This is a genomic window from Sutterella faecalis (assembly GCF_006337085.1).
Lineage (GTDB): Bacteria > Pseudomonadota > Gammaproteobacteria > Burkholderiales > Burkholderiaceae_F > Sutterella > Sutterella faecalis.
In genome coordinates this window covers 287,855-304,616 of sequence record NZ_CP040882.1, presented here as the reverse complement: position 1 = coordinate 304,616, position 16,762 = coordinate 287,855, and the positions used below count along the sequence as shown (strand labels likewise).

Here is a 16,762-nt window from a genome sequence, read left to right as displayed (position 1 = left end):
GAGCTTAAGCTGCAGGAGACGCCCGGTTCAGAGCCGGCATCAGGCCTTTTTTCCAGCCTCACCCGAGGAGGCGCTTCCCGTCCTTCCAGACGCCGGTGACGCGAAGGTCGCGAAGCTTCGAAGGCGCAATCATGAAGGGATTGGCCGACAAGGTGATGAAATTGGCGCGGGCTCCGGGTTCGATCGCCCCGACAATGCCGCGCTCGGGCATCACAAGGGCGGCGCGGCTCGTGTAGAGCGAAAGCGCGGTGCCGATGGAAACGGCCTCCGAGGGATTGAAGTAGCCGCCGTCAGAGTCCCGGCGCGTCACCGCAGCCTCAAGAGACACAAAGATATCGTCCGTATCGCTCCAGGTCGTGCACGGGGCATCGGATGAAAGCGCCATTGCCTCGACCTTCTCGGACAGCGTCTTCACGGCGTAGCAGACGCTGAAATCCTTCTGCGTGAGGGCTGCGTGGTAGCTTCTCCACTCGGCAAACGGGAAGATGATCTGGGTCGTAAGTGCGGGCCGGATGGGAAGCGCAAGCATTTTTTCGAGCTGGTCGGGACGCATCATGCTCACGTGCTCGAGCCTCACGGAAGGCACATCCGAAAGCCACGGAGACTCCGTTGAAAGCCAGTCGAGCACCGCATCAATGGAACGGTCTCCCATGATGTGAATGGCGCACTGTACGGAATTTCTTCTTGCAAAGGCCATCGCGGCTCTGAAGACCGGTTCCGTGAGCGTCATCATCCCCGAGGGGAATTCGGGTTCGGGAGCCCCTTCCGGGAGCACATAGGGATTGCGCACCGCGGCCGTGCGGCCGGAAATGGATCCGTCGGCAAAGAGCTTCACGCCGGCATAACGGATTGCGCCCTGCTTCTCATCATCAGAAAAGTCCTCCATGCCCTCAGGATTTTCTCCGCCGGTCCAGACGGCATAAAGATTCATTTCAACGGGGAGGCCCCGGTTCTCGGCAGCACGATAAAGCGCGAGCGGCTCCGTCTGTCCCGGCGCTCTTCTATGCGCCATCATGTCGGCCGTGACGAGAATGCCGTGATGAAGATAATGGTCTCCGAGCTTCAGAATCGATTCGACATCCTTTTCGAAGGTCTTCGGCGGCCGCGCCCTGGCTTCGACATAGTTGACGGCTCCAAGCTCAATCAGACGGCCGTCGGGGTTCCCGTCTTCATCGCGGCCGAATGCGCCGCCCTCCGGATCGGGCGTATTGCGGTCGATCCCGGCGAGCTCAAGCGCCTTTGAATTAACGACGGCTGAATGGTAGTCGGAGCGGCGGATCCAGACCGGCTGCGTCGTGCTCACCCGATCCAGATCGGTGCGGGTGGGAGAGCGCTTCTCCGCAAGGAGGCTCTCGTCGTACCCCCAGCCGTCGATCCAGCCTTCGCCCGACAGCGCATTGGGAGATTTTTTAAGCGCCGCGACAAGATCGTCGATCGAGCGGACCTCGGGCGGCGTGCAGGGAACGGCAGAGAGCGTCATCGCAAGCCCTTCCGGATGCGCATGCACATCGAGAAATGCCGGCATTACAAATGCGCCCCGCATGTCGACCGTACGGATTTCGTCGCCGTCGGCAATCGGCTTCTCCGCATCAATGAAAAAGCCGTCCTCAACCGTAAAGTCCGTGAGGAACGGGCGGCCGGTGCGGCCGCAGAAGGCGCAGACGTTGGCGTAATGAATGCGTGGCATGGATGAAGTCTCTCTTGAAAATCAGGCTCCTCGCGTCCGCAGAGGTTCTTCGGGCGTGAGAATCGCCGCGTAATTGTAGGTGCGCCGGAGCGGCTCCGCATCAACAGAATATCCGAGAGATTCGCCGGGCTAAAGGAAAGCCCGCACGGGAGCGCAGAAGTGACTGTAAGACCGCGTTTTTCTTCACCTCAACGAGTGAGGATGGCTTGCTTGAGGCTTCAAACAAGAAATCTGCCGGCCGGGCAAATTTCCGCTAGGGAAAATCCCCCATCCCTTATGCCTCATGACCTCAGGCCACGAAGAAGATTCGGGCGCATTTGACGTTACGAAAGAAAAAATATTCCTTGTAAACGTTAAGCGCTCCATTTTTAGGCAGAATGAATCCCGGCGCAGAAAGGGACGGAAGTTCGTCTTGAACGGACTAATCGGGGCCGTTCTTTTCTGCGCCGTTTTGTTTTCGTCATTCGTGCGAATGCACCGTTCCGTCGGCATGCCGATGCACGTGCCCGTGATGCGCATGCACCGAGTTCTCGGCGGGAATGATGTTGACGTGTCCGTGACGAACCCCGGGTTCGGCCACGAGCGCATCGGCAAAGCCGCGCACCGCTTCGACCGGCCCCCTGAGGAATACGGTCTCGAGACAATCGTCGCCATTGACGTGCGCATGCATCTGGGAGATCACCAGATCCCCGTGCTCATGCTGAAGTTCAGTAAGCCGCATCGCAAGCTGCCGTTCGTGATGATCGTAGATGTAGCTCGCAACGCCCACGCAGAACGTTCCCGGCGCGGGATCCTCGAGTTCCTCGCTCGAAGCGAGATTGCGCAGGATGTCGCGCATCGCTTCGGAGCGGTTGCGGTAGCCCCGCTCCTCTGCATAGCGGACAAAGTAGTCCGCAAGATCGTCATCAATCGAAAGCGTAATGCGCTGCATGGCTTGTCTCCTTCAGGCAAAGCATAGCGGAAGGAAGGCGATTCGGGCATCTGCGGAAACGCTTCGAAAACGCCGCTCCGGCGGGAAGAGCGCCGGTGCCTGATGCGGCTTTCGGGACGGAGCGGCACTTGTCGACAAATCGAGCGCTTTTCTCAAAACTTTTTCATCAACTAATGCGCGGGCCCTAGTTCAGTCGGGAAGCGCTCAAAACAATGCGCATTTCTCTTCCCCCGCACGGTCCCTGAGGCCCCGCAGAGAACGTTTTGATCCCTATATTGATCGAACCCAAGCCGGGAAGCTGAAGAAACCCGGCGAGGCAATCCAGGTTTCCCGGGCCGTATGCCCTTCTGCTTTTTTTCCACGAAAGATAGGAAGCCCTCGGCGCGCGACCTTCCCTGCGGGCGTTCTCACAAGAACGTCCAGCATGGTATCTGCTGCTTCTCAGGCTGCTGAAGCTACGCTAACTGCTGACGACTGCGCCTAGGATCGCACCCGTTTTCGTCTCCACAACCAGGCCGTCAGCGATCACGTATTTCGTTCCTTTGAGTTTCAGCAACTGCTTTACGCCGTTCTTTGCTCGTTCCATCAAGGTGTCCCGAAACGCCGTTGACTGGTAAGGCTCAAAGCCTTTCTGATGAGTGAGAACGGAATAAATGATGCGTGCGAGCAGGTGTGCGAAGGCGACCATGGCACGCCTGTAGCCGCGCCGCATCTTGAGCACCTGGAATTTTTCCTTCAGCGCAGCGGTACCGCCGACCACAAGTCCTCTGGCGGCTTCAATCAGCGTGCGCCTCAGGTGTTTGTTCCCTTTCGGGCATTTTCCACTTTTCTGTTTGCCGGCAGATGTGTTGTCCCCCGGGCAAATGCCGAGCCAGGAAGTAAACTGCTCTGACGTGGGGAAGTGGTCCTTCAAATCCGCACAGAGTTCGGCGTAAATCATGCGGGCCGAGCGTTCCTGAATCCCCGTTATGGTAATGAGCAGCTGGATGTCCTTCTCGTAGGGAGCCTGCAGCTGGCGGAGCCTTTCGAAAGTGCTTCGGTCGTACTCCTCGAGCTGATCGATCTTTTTCCGGAGCGCCAGAATCTGCTCCTTCATCATCGGCTCGATTTCGAAGTTGAGCGCCTGCATGATCTGCTCAGGGCTTGCCCGCAGCCGGCGGCTGTTTTGCTTGATGACATCAAACAAGTGCGGATCATCTCTGAGCTTGGCCATCAGGATGAGGCTGGCAGCTTTGCCTCCGCGGATGTCGCTGAATACCGTTGTAGGCCGGCATCCGGTGAGATTCAGAGACTTGCCGAAACGATTGGAAGTTCGGGAAATGTCATTCCTGTTCTTCTGCAGATCACGTGAAATGACGCGCTGCAGACGAAAGGCCTTCTCCGGCACGAAGGATTTTTTGAAGTTTCCCGTTCGGGCAAGAGACGCCAGACGTGATGCGTCCTTGCGGTCCGTTTTGCGGCCGGCTGCCGCTTTGGCGTCGCGGGCATTGATCAGAGCCAGCTGCTCAGAAGTGAAGCCGGCTCTCTCGAGGGCTTCGTACGGGCTCTGCCACAATGACCCGGTTGATTCCATAAGGATGATGTCGGGATTGCATTCACGGCACCAGGCGGCGAAAGCATCGATGCTTGCGCGGTCGGTATTGAAATCCCGGCTCTCAGATTGTTCACGATGACCTGCAACCTGCTTCTGATGGCAGCAGACGAGTAGGTTGAGATGAACGTCAATGCCTATTGCCGAGCGGTACATCGCGTGAACAGTAATTTCGGGATTACTGATCTGCGCACGGGCAGCTCGCAATGGCGTATCGGTACGGTTAGACTTACTCATAGCCCCTCCATTAAGAAATGATTGGGGTTCGAGGAAGCCCTGGCAACCACGAAGATGTTGGAGAAACAGGTAGACGCAGCAACCACCCGGAAGCTACGCTCATTTTTCCACACGCCTAGTCACCAGCGTTCAAGCCAGCGAACAGAGCAATATAGGGTGCGAAAGTTCCGCTGCAATTTTTTGACGGCAAGCGTCAGAAACGTTACCAAAAAAACGTACGCAGACAGGTCGCGCGCCGAGGGCTTCCTCATCTTTCATGATAGAGGGTGAGGAAGCCCTTTACTCATCACGATTTGTTGGAGCAGTCTCCCATGAAATTCTCTACCTTCACCCGCACCGCTCTTGCCGGCGTCGCCGCGCTCATGATTTGCGGATCCGCAGCCGCCGACACCTGGCGCGTCGCCACTGAAGGCACCTTCCCGCCCTTTGAGTTCTACAACTCTCAGACCGGTGAAGTTCAGGGTTTTGAGGTTGACCTCGTGAAGGCCATGGCTCAGAAGATGGGCAAGGACCTCAAGCTCGAAACGCTCGGCTTCGACGCGATCATTCCGGGCATTCTTTCGGGCACCCTCGATACGGGCGCAGCGGGCTTCTCGATCACGCCCGAACGCGGCAAGCGCGTTCTCTTCTCGATCCCCTTCTATAAGTCCGGCCTCACGATCGTGGTGCCGAAGGGATCGACGGGCATCGCCGACTTCAAGGACCTTGAAGGGAAGCGCATTTCCGTTCAGCTCGGCACGACTTCGATGACCTACGCCAAGCAGATCAAGGGGGCCAAGGTCTCGACCTTCAATTCCGCGGGCGACGCGATCCTCAACATGCTCGCCGGCAATGCCGATGCCGTCATCAACGACAAGCCCGTGACGGACTACATCCTTGCCCAGAACAAGAACCTCGCCGCTCAGACGATGCATCTGAAGCCCATCGCCACGGCCGACCTTTTCGCCATGGTCATGGCAAAGGACAACACCAAGCTCAAGGGTGAAATCGACAAGGCCCTCAAGGACCTGAAGGCTGACGGCACCTTCAACAAGCTCCACGAAAAGTGGTTCGGCGTTCCGGCTGATCCCGAACTCCCCTAAAGGGGCTTGAGCGATTGGCTTGAATAGATGCGCCCGCGGGTAGACCCTTTCGGGCGCATTTCTTTTCCGCGCGCTGACATTTCATCAATAGACCTGCCTCGACTCAGCCTGGTTTATTGTTTTCGTCGGCAGCTCAAAGCGAAAAAGCAGCGCTCAGGCCGAACAGTGGGAGCCGTCTCCTCTACACTCATACGTGCCGCATCACTCTTCTTCCGATTCATCGTCACCGGGACAACCATCATGCAACTCAAGAACTTTGTGCTCTGCGCCGCCGCCTTTGCGACCGCCATGTCGATAGCCGGTTCGCTCTCCGCCGCCACACTCAATGTCGCAACTTCCGCGACCTTCCCGCCTTTTGAATAAAAGAACCTCAATTCTTCCCACTATAGTGAGCCGGAAGAGCGTTCCTTTCGAGGGCGACCTCTTGGGCGAGGAGGCCCATAGATGATCGGCCGAACTCTGGGGCGCCCCGGCTTGCGTTTCGGCTGGGGGTTTACTTCCTGTGCCTTCGTCTGTTCCGGTTTTTTGCGCGGCCGGCCGCGTTTTTTCGGATCCGGCGCTTTGTCTTTGCCGGGCAAGGCGAGCTCCAAAGCCGCCAGCAGCTCTCCATCGCACTTCAGCAGACGATTCCAGTATTCGTCATCAACCTGCGGCAGGCTCTCCCGCGGCGCCTTGCGATTGCGCCAGCACGTTCTGAGCGAGTCCATGACATCCCCGAATGTTGCATTGTCGAGTACTCCTGCCTTCGACATGCGCTTCACAATGCGGGATGTCAGGATGGAGGCAATGAGGTCTACGAATTCGGATCCGCGGACGGAGTAGTCGGACTGGACCCGGGTTACGCCGAAATCAAGGCTGTTCTTGTAAACATCGAAGAACATCTCAAGCTGCCAGCGCTGTTCGTAGCATGCGTAGACCTCAGCGCACGTCATGTCGAGATCCGACTCAAAGACGATTGTTCCATACGAACCGCAATGCTCATCGTAGTTCTTCTTGTCGTATGAATCGCTCCTGCGCTGGCGGTCCATGAAGGAGTTGTCTTCCGCCTGAGCCTTCCACGAATCCCTGAAGGAGTAGAGGAAGCGCCCGTTTCCCATCTTTACCTTTTTGCAGCGGATGCGCTTATCAATGCCGCGCAGACAATCCTCGAAATCGAGCATGGCGTTCTCTGCAATCTTCTTGTCCGAGCGCTTCAGCGGCGTGAGGAAATGAAGCCCTTCATGCTTTCGGAGCAGGCCTTCAATTGCCTTGGGAGGGAATCCCTTGTCCGTGATCAGGACGCCTCGTTCGATTTTGTTTTCCGAAACGAATGAGCTGTAGGCGCGGGCGTCGATCATATTGCCCGGATAGACCTGTGCGCACAAGGGTTCCTGTGCTTCAAGGTCATAGGCGTAGAGGACGGAAATCTCTTTGCAGCCCTTGACGCGAGCCTTTCTTGAGAAGGCAGACAAATCATTGACGATGCTTGTGTTCTGCTTGAGCGTTCCATCAATGATGATGTGGTGATCCCTGCAGACGGCGGCGAGCCGGGCAGTGATGAAGGCATTCATCTTGCCGGCGTCCTGGCCGAGCAGGTTCAGGAACTTGCTGATGGTGTTCTCAGAGAGAGGCAGTCCGGGGTAGAAAACCGAGATGAAGGACTTTTCGTAATGCTGACGGCATCGGGAGATCTTGATGCCCTTGTGCTCAATGCGGAGCAAGGCGAGCGCAAGAATCATGCAGGCGTCCTTGACTTCGTAGACCTTGAAGAGCTCATCGTCGAGCCCTCGAAGTTCGTCGTGAAGCAGTGCCGCGGCCCCGTAAGAGAGATAGTCGGGACCGTCTTCTGCAAGACTCGCCGCGGACTGGCGAGGCACAAACTTGCCGTCAATGATGTGCCCAATGACCGGCCCGTTCACCGGGCGCGGGTTGCAGCCGGGCTTGCATATGGAAGCCCGACGACTGTGAACCGCATAGCGCTTGGCGCCATTGCTGCCGCTGTCGATGACAACGGTATTGCGCGGTCTCGGAACCTTGCGGATGTGCTCTGGAACGGCCATGAAAATATCCTTGATAATATCATATATTATAGTTCTAATCACTATAGAAATCAATGTTCTCGGATTAATTTTCAAGGTCAAAAAGCAGTCCCAGGCCGGATTTCGGACATGAAAAAAGCCCCAGAAATGAGGGAAACTCATCTGAGGCTTGCACGAAATTTCAATTTGTTGATTTTTAAGAATTCTTCATAGTGTGAAGATCTGAGGTTCTTTTATTTGAATTCCAGGATTCGAAGACGGGTGCCGTTCAGGGGTTCGAGATCGACCTCGTCAAAGCCATGGCCGAAAAGATGGGCCGCGACGTCAAAATCGAAAACCTCGGGTTCGACGCCATCATCCCGGGCATTCTTGCCGGCACGATTGATATGGGCGCGGCAGGCTTTTCGATCACGCCGGAACGCGGCAAGCGCGTCCTCTTCTCGCTTCCCTTCTACAAGTCCGGCCTCACCATTCTGGTTCCCAAGGCCAATAATGCCGGCATCGCCGACTTCAAGGATCTTGAAGGAAAGCGCATTTCCGTCCAGATCGGCACGACCTCCCAAACCTTTGCGAAGAAGATTCCCGGAGCAAAGGTGACGACTTTCGCGAGCGCCGGCGAAGCGGTACTCAACATGATTGCCGGCAATGCCGATGCCGTCATCAACGACAAGCCCGTGACGGACTACATGCTCGTCCAGTCGAAGTCGATCGCGGATCAGACGACGCATCTGAAGCCCATCGCCACGGCGGATCTCTTTGCGATGGTTTTCGCGAAGAACAATTCCGAACTCAAGGCGGAAGCCGACAAGGCCCTGAAGGCGCTCAAGGCCGACGGCACCTTCAACAAGCTCCACGAGAAGTGGTTCGGCGTGCCGGCAGATCCTGAACTTCCGTGATGCTTGAGGTTCAATCTGACTGACACCAAACTCCCCGTCGAGGCCAAATCCTGCGGGGAGTTTGCGCATTGGAGCACCTCATTAGCTTCCATTGAAGCTTTCTTAAAGCGGTTTCTTTGCGGTACGCCTATTTATCTAATCAAATTAACAATTTTTAGGGAATGGAGCTTTTTGCTTTCTCGCGTTCCTTTGCGCCGTCCCGACATCCTGCAGGTACTATGCCTGATACGGCATGGAGACCTGTCGCCTCGCTTGAGTGCAGAATGAAGTCATCTCCATCACCTTCTAAGGATTACCCAAGATGACGCGTTTCGTCCGCACTCAGGTTTGTGCAGCGCTTTCCGCGATTTCCCTCGCTTTCGCCGCCGGCGGCGCAGCCGCGGCGGACTTCAGCTGGTCGAGCGCGGGCGACATTCTCACGTTCGACATTCACGCTCAGAATGAGAACCTCAACATCACGGCGATCTCCGCCGTCTATGAGGGGCTTCTGCGCTGGTCGCCCGACCGCAAGCTCGAACCGGCGCTTGCCACCCGCTATGAGCGCGTCCCCGAAGGGTTCCTCTTTACGATCCGCGAGGGCGTCAAGTTCCATGAGGGCGAAACGCTCACGCCCGAAGACGTCGTCTTCTCCATCAACCGTGCATTAAATCCGAGGAGCCAGTTCAAGAGCTTCTGCGAAGGGATCATCAAGGCTGAAAAGGCCGGTCCCAATCAGGTGCTCATCCGCACGACGAACGGCTCGCCCGTCATTCTCAATCAGTTGGTCGACCTCAAGATCATGAGCGAATCCTGGGCAAAGGCGCATGGCGCGCTTGAACCCCAGAACTACATCGCGAAGGAAGAGTCCTATGCTGCCCGTCACGCGAACGGCACGGGCCCCTTCAGGCTCGTCACCCGCGAAGAGGACGTGAAGACGGTCTTTGCCGCCAATCATGACTGGTGGGATGAAAAGAACCGCTCGGGCAATGTGGAAAACGCCACCTTCCGACCGATCGCATCGGCTTCCACCCGCACGGCGGCGCTCCTCTCGGGTGAAGTCGACTTCGTCATCGACCCGGCCGCCCAGGATCTGCAGCGCCTGAAGCGCTCCTCCGGCGTCAAGGTTACGGAAGGCCCGGAAAACCGAACGCTCATGGTGGCGCTCGATGAGTACCGCGATAATTCCCCCTACGTCCGCGATGCGGCAGGCAAGCCTCTCGCTCAGAATCCCTTCAAGGATAAGCGCGTGCGCGAAGCGCTCTTCATTTCCGTCAACCGCGACGGCATCAAGCGGGGCGTCATGCGCGGACTTTCCGTTCCGACCGGAACGATCGTCACCTCAATCGTGAACGGCTGGGATAAAACCGCTGCCGAACCCCCGAAGGCCGACATCGCCGGCGCGAAGAAGCTCCTTGCGGAAGCGGGCTACCCCCAGGGCTTCGGCTTTACGCTCGACTGCCCCAACAACCGGTGGACGAACGATGAGGCGACCTGCAAGGCGCTTGCTTCCCAGTGGGGCCGCATCGGCGTCAAGGTTGAGGTCAACACCATGCCGCGCGCGAAGTACTTCCCGAAGGTGCTGAGCTTTGATACCTCTGCCGGTTTGGTCGGCTGGGGCGCGCCTACCTTTGATGCGCTCTATGCGCTGCAGTCGCTTTCAGCCACCTTCAATCCGAAGACGGGCGACGGTATTGCCAACATCGGCCGCGTGTCGCTCCCCGCCATGGATGAGGCGCTCAACAAAATCCGTGCCGAAGAGAATCCTGAAAAGCGCAATGCCCTGATCGGCGAAGCGCTTCGCATTGAGCGCGAAAACGTCCTTCACGTCCCGGTTCATGAACTCATGATCGCCTGGGCCATGCGAGACAAGGTTGCGGTGGTTCATCGCCCCGACAACCGTCTCACGATGGAATGGGTAAACGTCAAGTAACCAGGACGATATCCGGATGAGTGAAAAGAGGCGCAGAAAGGATCGAGTCCGCTGCGCCTTTTCTTTCTTCTTCTCTGCTCCAGCCGGCTATTCGCCTGCGAGGAAATCCGGGTTCCTCACGGCCGAGAGGATCATGCCCCGAAGCCACTGCATGGCCGGGTCGTTGTGGCCTCTGTCATGCCAGATGAGCTTCGGCGTGAAGCGTCCTTCCGTCGAACTCATGGCTGCAACAGGAAGCGCATTGAGGATTCTCTTCTTGATGCACCAGTCGGCAAGGAGCGCGGAAACGAACATGATGAGGTCGCTCGACGCCACGACGCGCGTGGCTCCGATGAAGTACGGCGTCCTGAAGACGACCCGGCGCTTGGCATACTCCGCATCCTCCCGGCTTTTGAGGAGCCGGAAGAAGTTGGTGGGCCGCCATGTCACTTCAACGAAGCCGTAGCGGAGGATGTCCTCCATCGTGAGATGTCCCTTCTCGCCCGCAAGCTTCTCCAACGGATGCCCCGGCCTGCAGACGAACTTATTCGTGCAGTTTTCAAGAAGCGGCAGGTAATGGAAGCCTTCCGGAACGCTTTCCATGGGACTGATGACGGCATTGAGCTCTCCGGTCCGCAGCTCCACGGACCAGTCGTTCGTGATTTCGCTCATCTCTACGGAAACGCCCGGAGCGATCGTCGTGATCCGGGAAATTGCGGGCGCAAGGAAGAGTACGCCGTGATCGACCCCGCCGATATGGAAGTTCCTCACGAGGGACTTCGGGTCAAAGGTATTCTCTTCCAGGAGATGCTCATAGTCGTCAAGGATTCTGCGCACCTGCGGCATGAGTTCCGTCGCGCGCCAGGTGGCGGCAAGGCCTCCGGCGCAGCGCGTGAAGAGCTCGTCCTTGAAGGTTTCCCGGAGCTTCGCGAGAAGTCTCGAGGCAGTTGCGGGCGGTATCCCGAGCTGATAGGCCGCATTCACCAGATTCTGCGTCTTATAGAGGGTCTTGAAGAAAATGAGTCTGTCGCGGTCCAGTGCTTTTTTCATATTTCGGAAATCGAGTATTCCAAATCAGATCGTTCGCCGTAGGAAGCCGCCAATACCCAAAAAAGAGGAAGCGATTTACTCTTTTCGAACGAATTGAAAAGTTTAGTTGCATGAGTTTAGCGACTATTCTACATTGAGTTGAAAGGAGAATACTCTGATGTCCTTCAAGTCCAAGCTGACGCCGGTTGCCATCTCGCTCGCACTCGTCGCGGGCTTCAGCCTCCCGACTGCCGTCATGGCGGGCGGCGGCGGCTCCGGCCCTGCCGTGCAGTACGTTGCCCCGGGCAAGATCGGCGAAATCGTCGTCAACCCCTACAAGATTGCTCCGCTCACGGCCATCATCAAGAACGGCGGCTATGAGCTCAAGGACGCCTCCGTTCGCATCGTTCCGAAGGCGGGCGGCCAGGAAATCGCCTACAAGGTGAGCAACAAGGCCCTTCGCACCTATGCCGGCATTCCGGTGTTCGGCCTCTACCCCGACTACAACAACAAGGTTGAGGTGAGCTACACGTACATCTTCAACGGCAAGGAAACGCGCGTTGAAAAAGAGGTCTACACGATGTACGCCCCGGCGGTCTACACCCCGGTGAACGGCTCGATGGCTCAGCACCACAACATGTTTGAAACCGAAGTCGTGAAGGTTGATCCGGAATTCAAGGACCGCCTCTACCTCATCAACAACTTCCTCTCGACCGCTCCGAAGCAGGGCCGCGTGGTCTGGAACAACCCCACCGGCGGCGCGCTGGAGTGGAACTACTACCCGCAGAACGCCATTCTCGATACGAAGGGCGAAGTCCGCTGGTACATGCATGTCGAACCCATTTATGACCCGGAAACCATCTATCGCTCCGGCATCATGATGGGCTTCCATCAGAACCCCGACGGTGCCTTCACGTTCGGCTACGGCCAGCGTTATGCGAAGTACGACCTCATGGGCCGCGAAATCTTCAATCGCCGCCTCCCCGACGGTTATGCCGACTTCTCGCACGCGCTTGACCCCGCTCAGAACGGCCACCTCTTCCTGCGCGTTTCGAATGCCGACTATCGCCGTCCCGACGGCAAGCGCGTCCACACCGTCCGCGACGTCATTGCTGAAGTCGATCAGAACGGACAGGTGGTTGACGATTTCCGCCTCTACGACATCCTCGACCCGTATCGCGACAACGTGATCAAGGCGATGGACCAGGGCGCGGTCTGCCTCAACATCGACGCCTCTAAGTCCGGCCATACGCTCTCGGCTGCTGAACTCGCCGCCATGGACCAGAATAACCAGTTCGGCGACATCGCGGGCGTGGGCCCGGGCCGTAACTGGGCGCACGTCAACTCGGTCGACTATGACCCGAGCGACGACTCGATCATCATCTCCTCGCGCCATCAGTCCGCCGTCGTCAAGATCGGCCGCGACAAGAAGGTGAAGTGGATTCTTGCTTCGCCCGAAGGCTGGAGAGGCGAACTCGCGAAGAAGGTCCTGACGCCGGTTGACGCCAACGGCAACAAGATCAAGTGCGAAGGCAGCAAGTGCGAAGGCGGGTTCGACTGGACGTGGACCCAGCACACCGGCTGGCGCATCGACTCGAAGTCCGACAAGAACGTCTTCTATCTCTCCGTCTTCGATAACGGCGACGCCCGCGGCATGGAACAGCCCCCGCTGCCCGACATGAAGTACTCCCGCGCTGTGATCTACAAGATCGACCAGAACAAAATGACGGTCCAGCAGATCTGGGAATACGGCAAGGAACGCGGCTTCGAATGGTACAGCCCGATCACGTCGCTAGTTGAATACCAGACCGATAAGGATTCCGTGATGGTCTACTCCGCCACGGCGAGCCTCATCATGAAGGAATTCAACACCAAGGCTCCGAACCCGATCATCAACGAATTCAAGTGGGGTGCCAAGGAACCCTCCGTTGAAATCAAGATCAAGAGCTCGCTCGGCTACCAGGCTATGCCTGTGAGCCTCGAAAAGGCCTTCGACCTGAAGTAATCCGGGATTTTTAATCTCTGCCGACCGGCGCTGGTTCAGACTCCGAATCAGCGCCGGTTTTCTTTTGCTTCAAGCGCCTGGCGGCGTTTGGCCGGGAGAGCGAGAGACGCGCTTCAGACTTGCTTCCTGAATTCGATGGACTGCTCGCGGCTTTCTGCCGGTTTGGGCGGTTCCGAAGGTATGTCCGTTGCCTCGAGCTTCATGATGACTGGCCGGAGCCCGTCATTGCAGGAGACGATCGCTACGCCGGGCTTTCTGATCCAGTCGCCGTAGTAGAAGAGGTTTTCGCCCGCGCCGTGCGCGAGCGCAAAAACGTACTGATAGATCGCCTTCCAGGCTTCGTCGCAGAAGCCTTCCGGTTTTGCGTAGTCGGCGTAGTAAACCGCTCCCGCCTTCATGAGCGGACAAGGTCCGAGGCCGATCATTCCGAACTCCTTCGCAAGTTCAGAGTCGAACGTCGTCTTGAGAATGGTGATTCGAACTTTTTTCATTCTTTGGGTCTCCAACATGCAAGAATGGAAGCCATGCTGCTTCCTCGATTTTTCTTCTCTCAGGATTTCGCGCCGTTCCGGCCTTTTCTTCTCGGGCTCTTGCCGCGCGCGAGGCGTTTTCGACGCGGTGAATTTCTCTGGCGTCCGGGCGAGCCTTTCGGGACCGTTTTCTATATTGATTCCGGGCTCGTCCGTTCTGCGGTTGAGGGAAAGCACGACCGCCGAAACACCGCCTGGCACGGTCCCGGAACCATTTTTCCGGTAGTGCATTCAGAACAATTCGCGCTTGAGAATTCGATTACGGCAGAAGCCGTCACCGACGTCGCTGCGCTTGAATTCACGAACGACGAGATCCTCTCGGCCATCCGCCGGAATTCTGACTTTGCAGTAGCAACCATCGACTGGTACTCCAGGTATGTCAATCTCCTGCTCTTTACGTCGAGCAGTCTTTCGTTTGCGAAAACAGTTTCAGCCCTGGCTGCGGTCCTTCTTCTCCTCTTTAAGAATGTGCCGGAGGCGCAGCTCGGACGCGATGAAGAACTGCGCGTGACGCAGACGGAACTCGCTGAGCTCCTCGGCATTGACCGCGCGAGCCTTGTCCGCGCTCTGGCGACCCTGAGAAATTCCGGAGCCATTGCCACTGCACGCGGCGTACTGAAGCTCGCCAGCATCGACAGCCTTCGCGAAGCCGCCCGCGAGATTCAATGATCGCGATTGACTCGCTTTTCTTCTGCCGCATTTGCGCCATAGACCGAAAGATTCTTCTTCGGTCTGATCCAGCCGGGAGCCTTCTCGGTACTTTCTCCGCCCACGCTTTACCCGCATCAAGGCAAAATGGGTTCGAGAATCGGGGACTTTATTCTTCTTGGTGAGCCCCATTCCTTTTCCCCAACGCGGGCGCAAAAAATCAAAGAGAGCGCCTGAATCACGGACCATTAAATGCCAGCTTTTCTTCTGCGAAGGCTCCTCGAAGCGCTTGTAGTGCTTCTCGCCGTCGCCGCCATCGCCTTCGTGCTTTTCCAGTTCATCGGCGATCCGGTCGCTCAGATGCTCCCGATGGATGCAAGCCCTGAAGACCGCGCCCGTCTTGCCGCTGCGCTCGGCCTCGATCAGCCGGGGTGGATGCAGTTTCTGAAGTTCCTTCAGAACGCCGTTCACGGCGACTTTGGGTTGTCGCTCCGACAGGCTGCGCCCGTTGCGTCTCTTTTTGCTGATCGCCTCCCCGCCACGATGGAGCTCGCTTTTGCAGCGCTCCTCATTGCCCTTCTTCTCGGCATTCCTGCGGGCGTCTGGGCAGCCGTATACCCCAAAAAATGGTCCTCGCAGCTCATCATGGGCGCGTCCGTGCTGGGCATGTCGCTTCCGACCTTCCTGATCGGCATTCTCCTGATTCTTCTCTTCAGCGTTGAAGTCGACTGGCTCCCGTCCTTCGGGCGCGGCGAAACCGTTTCGCTCGGCTGGTGGACGACGGGGCTTCTTACGGCCGACGGCTTGAAGCACCTCATTCTTCCCGCGGCGACGCTCGCCATCTTTCAGCTCGCGCTCATTGTGCGTCTCGTGCGTGCGGAGATGCTTGAAGTGATCCGCCAGGACTTCATCAAATTTGCCCGCGCCCGCGGGCTTTCGAACCGTACGGTTTATCTCGGCCACGCACTCAAAAACACGCTCCTTCCCGTCATCACGATTACGGGCCTCCAGCTCGGAGGCCTCATCGCCTTCTCGATCGTTACCGAAACCGTCTTCCAGTGGCCCGGCATGGGGCTTTTGTTCCTTCAGTCCGTGCAGTTTGCGGACATTCCGGTCCTGACGGCCTACCTCTGCCTCATGGCGCTCTTCTTTGTGATCATCAACCTCGCCGTTGACGGTCTCTGCGCGATGGTGGATCCGCGCCTCAAGGCTCAGGCGCGCCGCGGCTGAGCGTCCTCAGGGACTTCCGGACAAGACAACAAAAAGACATTTCGTCATGACTGCACAGCAAGACAAAACCTTCCTCGCCCGGCTTTCAGACTCCCCGGTCTGGTGGTCGCTCAAGAATTCCCTCACCGCTCAGATCGCGCTTCTGGCCGGCATTATTCTCGTTGCGCTCGCCGTCGGCGCGCCGATTTTTGCGACGCAGAATCCCTTCGACCTCGCGTCGATCGATATTTCCTTCGCGAACCTTCCGCCCTCCTGGACCGAATCGGGAGACCCGATGTTTCTCTTCGGAACGGATGACCAGGGGCGCGACCTCTGGTCTGCGATGCTTTACGGCATGAGGCTTTCGCTCACGATCAGCGTGATTGCGGTGGCGCTGTCGATTCTCTTAGGCGTCACGCTCGGCCTCCTCGCAGGCTTTGCTGGCGGGTGGATTGAAAGCCTCATCATGCGCATCTGCGACATCATGCTTTCCTTCCCGGCGATTCTCCTTGCGCTCCTCATCGACGGCATTCTCCGCGCGGCGCTGCCCGCGGGGGAACATACGCTTCTCCCCTACGTCGTTCTCATTGCCGCCATCACGCTCTCGGGCTGGGTGCCCTATGCGAGAACGGTGCGAGGCATGACCCTCGTCGAGCGCGGCCGCGAATACGTGCTCTCAGCCCGCGTGATCGGCGTGAAGCCCCGCGTCATCCTCTACCGCCACATTCTTCCCAACGTCCTCGGTCCCGTCTTTGTGCTCGGAACGCTTCATGTTGCAACGGCGATTCTCACGGAAGCAACGCTCTCCTTCCTCGGGGTCGGCGTGCCGCCGACAACGCCCTCGCTCGGAACGCTGATCCGCATCGGAAGCGACTTCCTCTTCTCGGGCGAATGGTGGATCACGATCTTCCCGGGCGCAGCGCTCGTTGCGCTCATTCTTTCCGTCAACCTCGTGGGCGACTGGCTCCGCGATGCGTTCAATCCGACGCTGCAGCAGTAAGGGAGAGGCTC

General features: G+C 57.8%; 13 protein-coding genes and 1 pseudogene. 8 read left to right on the top strand and 6 right to left on the bottom strand.

Annotated elements, in window-relative coordinates; translation table 11 throughout:
- Positions 1–58: 58 nt before the first annotated feature.
- The 3 genes from FG381_RS01205 to FG381_RS01195 all read right to left on the bottom strand — a co-directional run bounded on the left by FG381_RS01205 (position 59) and on the right by FG381_RS01195 (position 4,446).
- On the bottom strand, positions 59–1,687 hold the full coding sequence (locus FG381_RS01205; protein WP_139687153.1) for an amidohydrolase: 1,629 nt from the start codon (positions 1,685–1,687) through the stop codon (positions 59–61).
- A 460-nt stretch (positions 1,688–2,147) separates the two neighbouring features.
- Positions 2,148–2,618 carry a nickel-responsive transcriptional regulator NikR gene (gene nikR, locus FG381_RS01200; protein WP_139687152.1) on the bottom strand — a complete coding sequence of 157 codons (471 nt, stop codon included), beginning with the start codon at positions 2,616–2,618 and terminating at the stop codon, positions 2,148–2,150.
- A 460-nt stretch (positions 2,619–3,078) separates the two neighbouring features.
- Complete coding sequence (locus FG381_RS01195) at positions 3,079–4,446, bottom strand: IS110 family RNA-guided transposase (RefSeq protein WP_139687046.1); 1,368 nt, start codon at positions 4,444–4,446, stop codon at positions 3,079–3,081.
- 311 nt (positions 4,447–4,757) lie between these two features.
- On the opposite strand from FG381_RS01195, the gene FG381_RS01190 reads away from it, so the two are divergent.
- The gene (locus FG381_RS01190) at positions 4,758–5,528 is read left to right on the top strand and encodes a basic amino acid ABC transporter substrate-binding protein (RefSeq protein WP_139687151.1); all 771 of its coding nucleotides are present in this window, start codon (positions 4,758–4,760) and stop codon (positions 5,526–5,528) included.
- Between the two features lie 240 nt (positions 5,529–5,768).
- Positions 5,769–5,891 carry a hypothetical protein gene (locus FG381_RS12830; RefSeq protein ID WP_264297859.1) on the top strand — a complete coding sequence of 41 codons (123 nt, stop codon included), beginning with the start codon at positions 5,769–5,771 and terminating at the stop codon, positions 5,889–5,891.
- Between the two features lie 20 nt (positions 5,892–5,911).
- Here the strand turns inward: FG381_RS12830 and FG381_RS01185 are convergent, their stop codons facing one another.
- Positions 5,912–7,567: a transposase gene (locus FG381_RS01185; protein WP_165697875.1), complete on the bottom strand. Its 1,656-nt coding sequence runs from the start codon at positions 7,565–7,567 to the stop codon at positions 5,912–5,914.
- Between the two features lie 227 nt (positions 7,568–7,794).
- On the opposite strand from FG381_RS01185, the pseudogene FG381_RS01180 reads away from it, so the two are divergent.
- Together FG381_RS01180 and FG381_RS01175 are read left to right on the top strand one after the other, a co-directional pair.
- Positions 7,795–8,442: pseudogene (locus FG381_RS01180) on the top strand (transporter substrate-binding domain-containing protein); the annotation flags it as partial.
- 301 nt (positions 8,443–8,743) lie between these two features.
- Entirely contained in the window at positions 8,744–10,351 is a 1,608-nt protein-coding gene (locus FG381_RS01175; RefSeq protein ID WP_139687149.1) for an ABC transporter substrate-binding protein, read from the top strand.
- 87 nt (positions 10,352–10,438) lie between these two features.
- Here the strand turns inward: FG381_RS01175 and FG381_RS01170 are convergent, their stop codons facing one another.
- Entirely contained in the window at positions 10,439–11,380 is a 942-nt protein-coding gene (locus FG381_RS01170) for a LysR family transcriptional regulator (RefSeq protein ID WP_139687148.1), read from the bottom strand.
- Positions 11,381–11,537: 157 nt separating this feature from the next.
- On the opposite strand from FG381_RS01170, the gene FG381_RS01165 reads away from it, so the two are divergent.
- Complete coding sequence (locus tag FG381_RS01165) at positions 11,538–13,364, top strand: aryl-sulfate sulfotransferase (protein WP_139687147.1); 1,827 nt, start codon at positions 11,538–11,540, stop codon at positions 13,362–13,364.
- 113 nt (positions 13,365–13,477) lie between these two features.
- On the opposite strand, the gene FG381_RS01160 is transcribed toward FG381_RS01165, so the two are convergent.
- Positions 13,478–13,855, bottom strand: coding sequence for a TIGR04076 family protein (locus tag FG381_RS01160; protein WP_139687146.1), 378 nt, complete (start codon positions 13,853–13,855; stop codon positions 13,478–13,480).
- Positions 13,856–13,888: 33 nt separating this feature from the next.
- On the opposite strand from FG381_RS01160, the gene FG381_RS01155 reads away from it, so the two are divergent.
- From FG381_RS01155 to FG381_RS01145, 3 genes are all read left to right on the top strand, one after another.
- Entirely contained in the window at positions 13,889–14,563 is a 675-nt protein-coding gene (locus FG381_RS01155) for a Crp/Fnr family transcriptional regulator (protein ID WP_139687145.1), read from the top strand.
- Between the two features lie 231 nt (positions 14,564–14,794).
- Positions 14,795–15,772, top strand: coding sequence for an ABC transporter permease (locus FG381_RS01150; RefSeq protein WP_139687144.1), 978 nt, complete (start codon positions 14,795–14,797; stop codon positions 15,770–15,772).
- A 46-nt stretch (positions 15,773–15,818) separates the two neighbouring features.
- Complete coding sequence (locus tag FG381_RS01145) at positions 15,819–16,751, top strand: ABC transporter permease (protein WP_139687143.1); 933 nt, start codon at positions 15,819–15,821, stop codon at positions 16,749–16,751.
- The last annotated feature ends 11 nt before the right edge of the window (positions 16,752–16,762 follow it).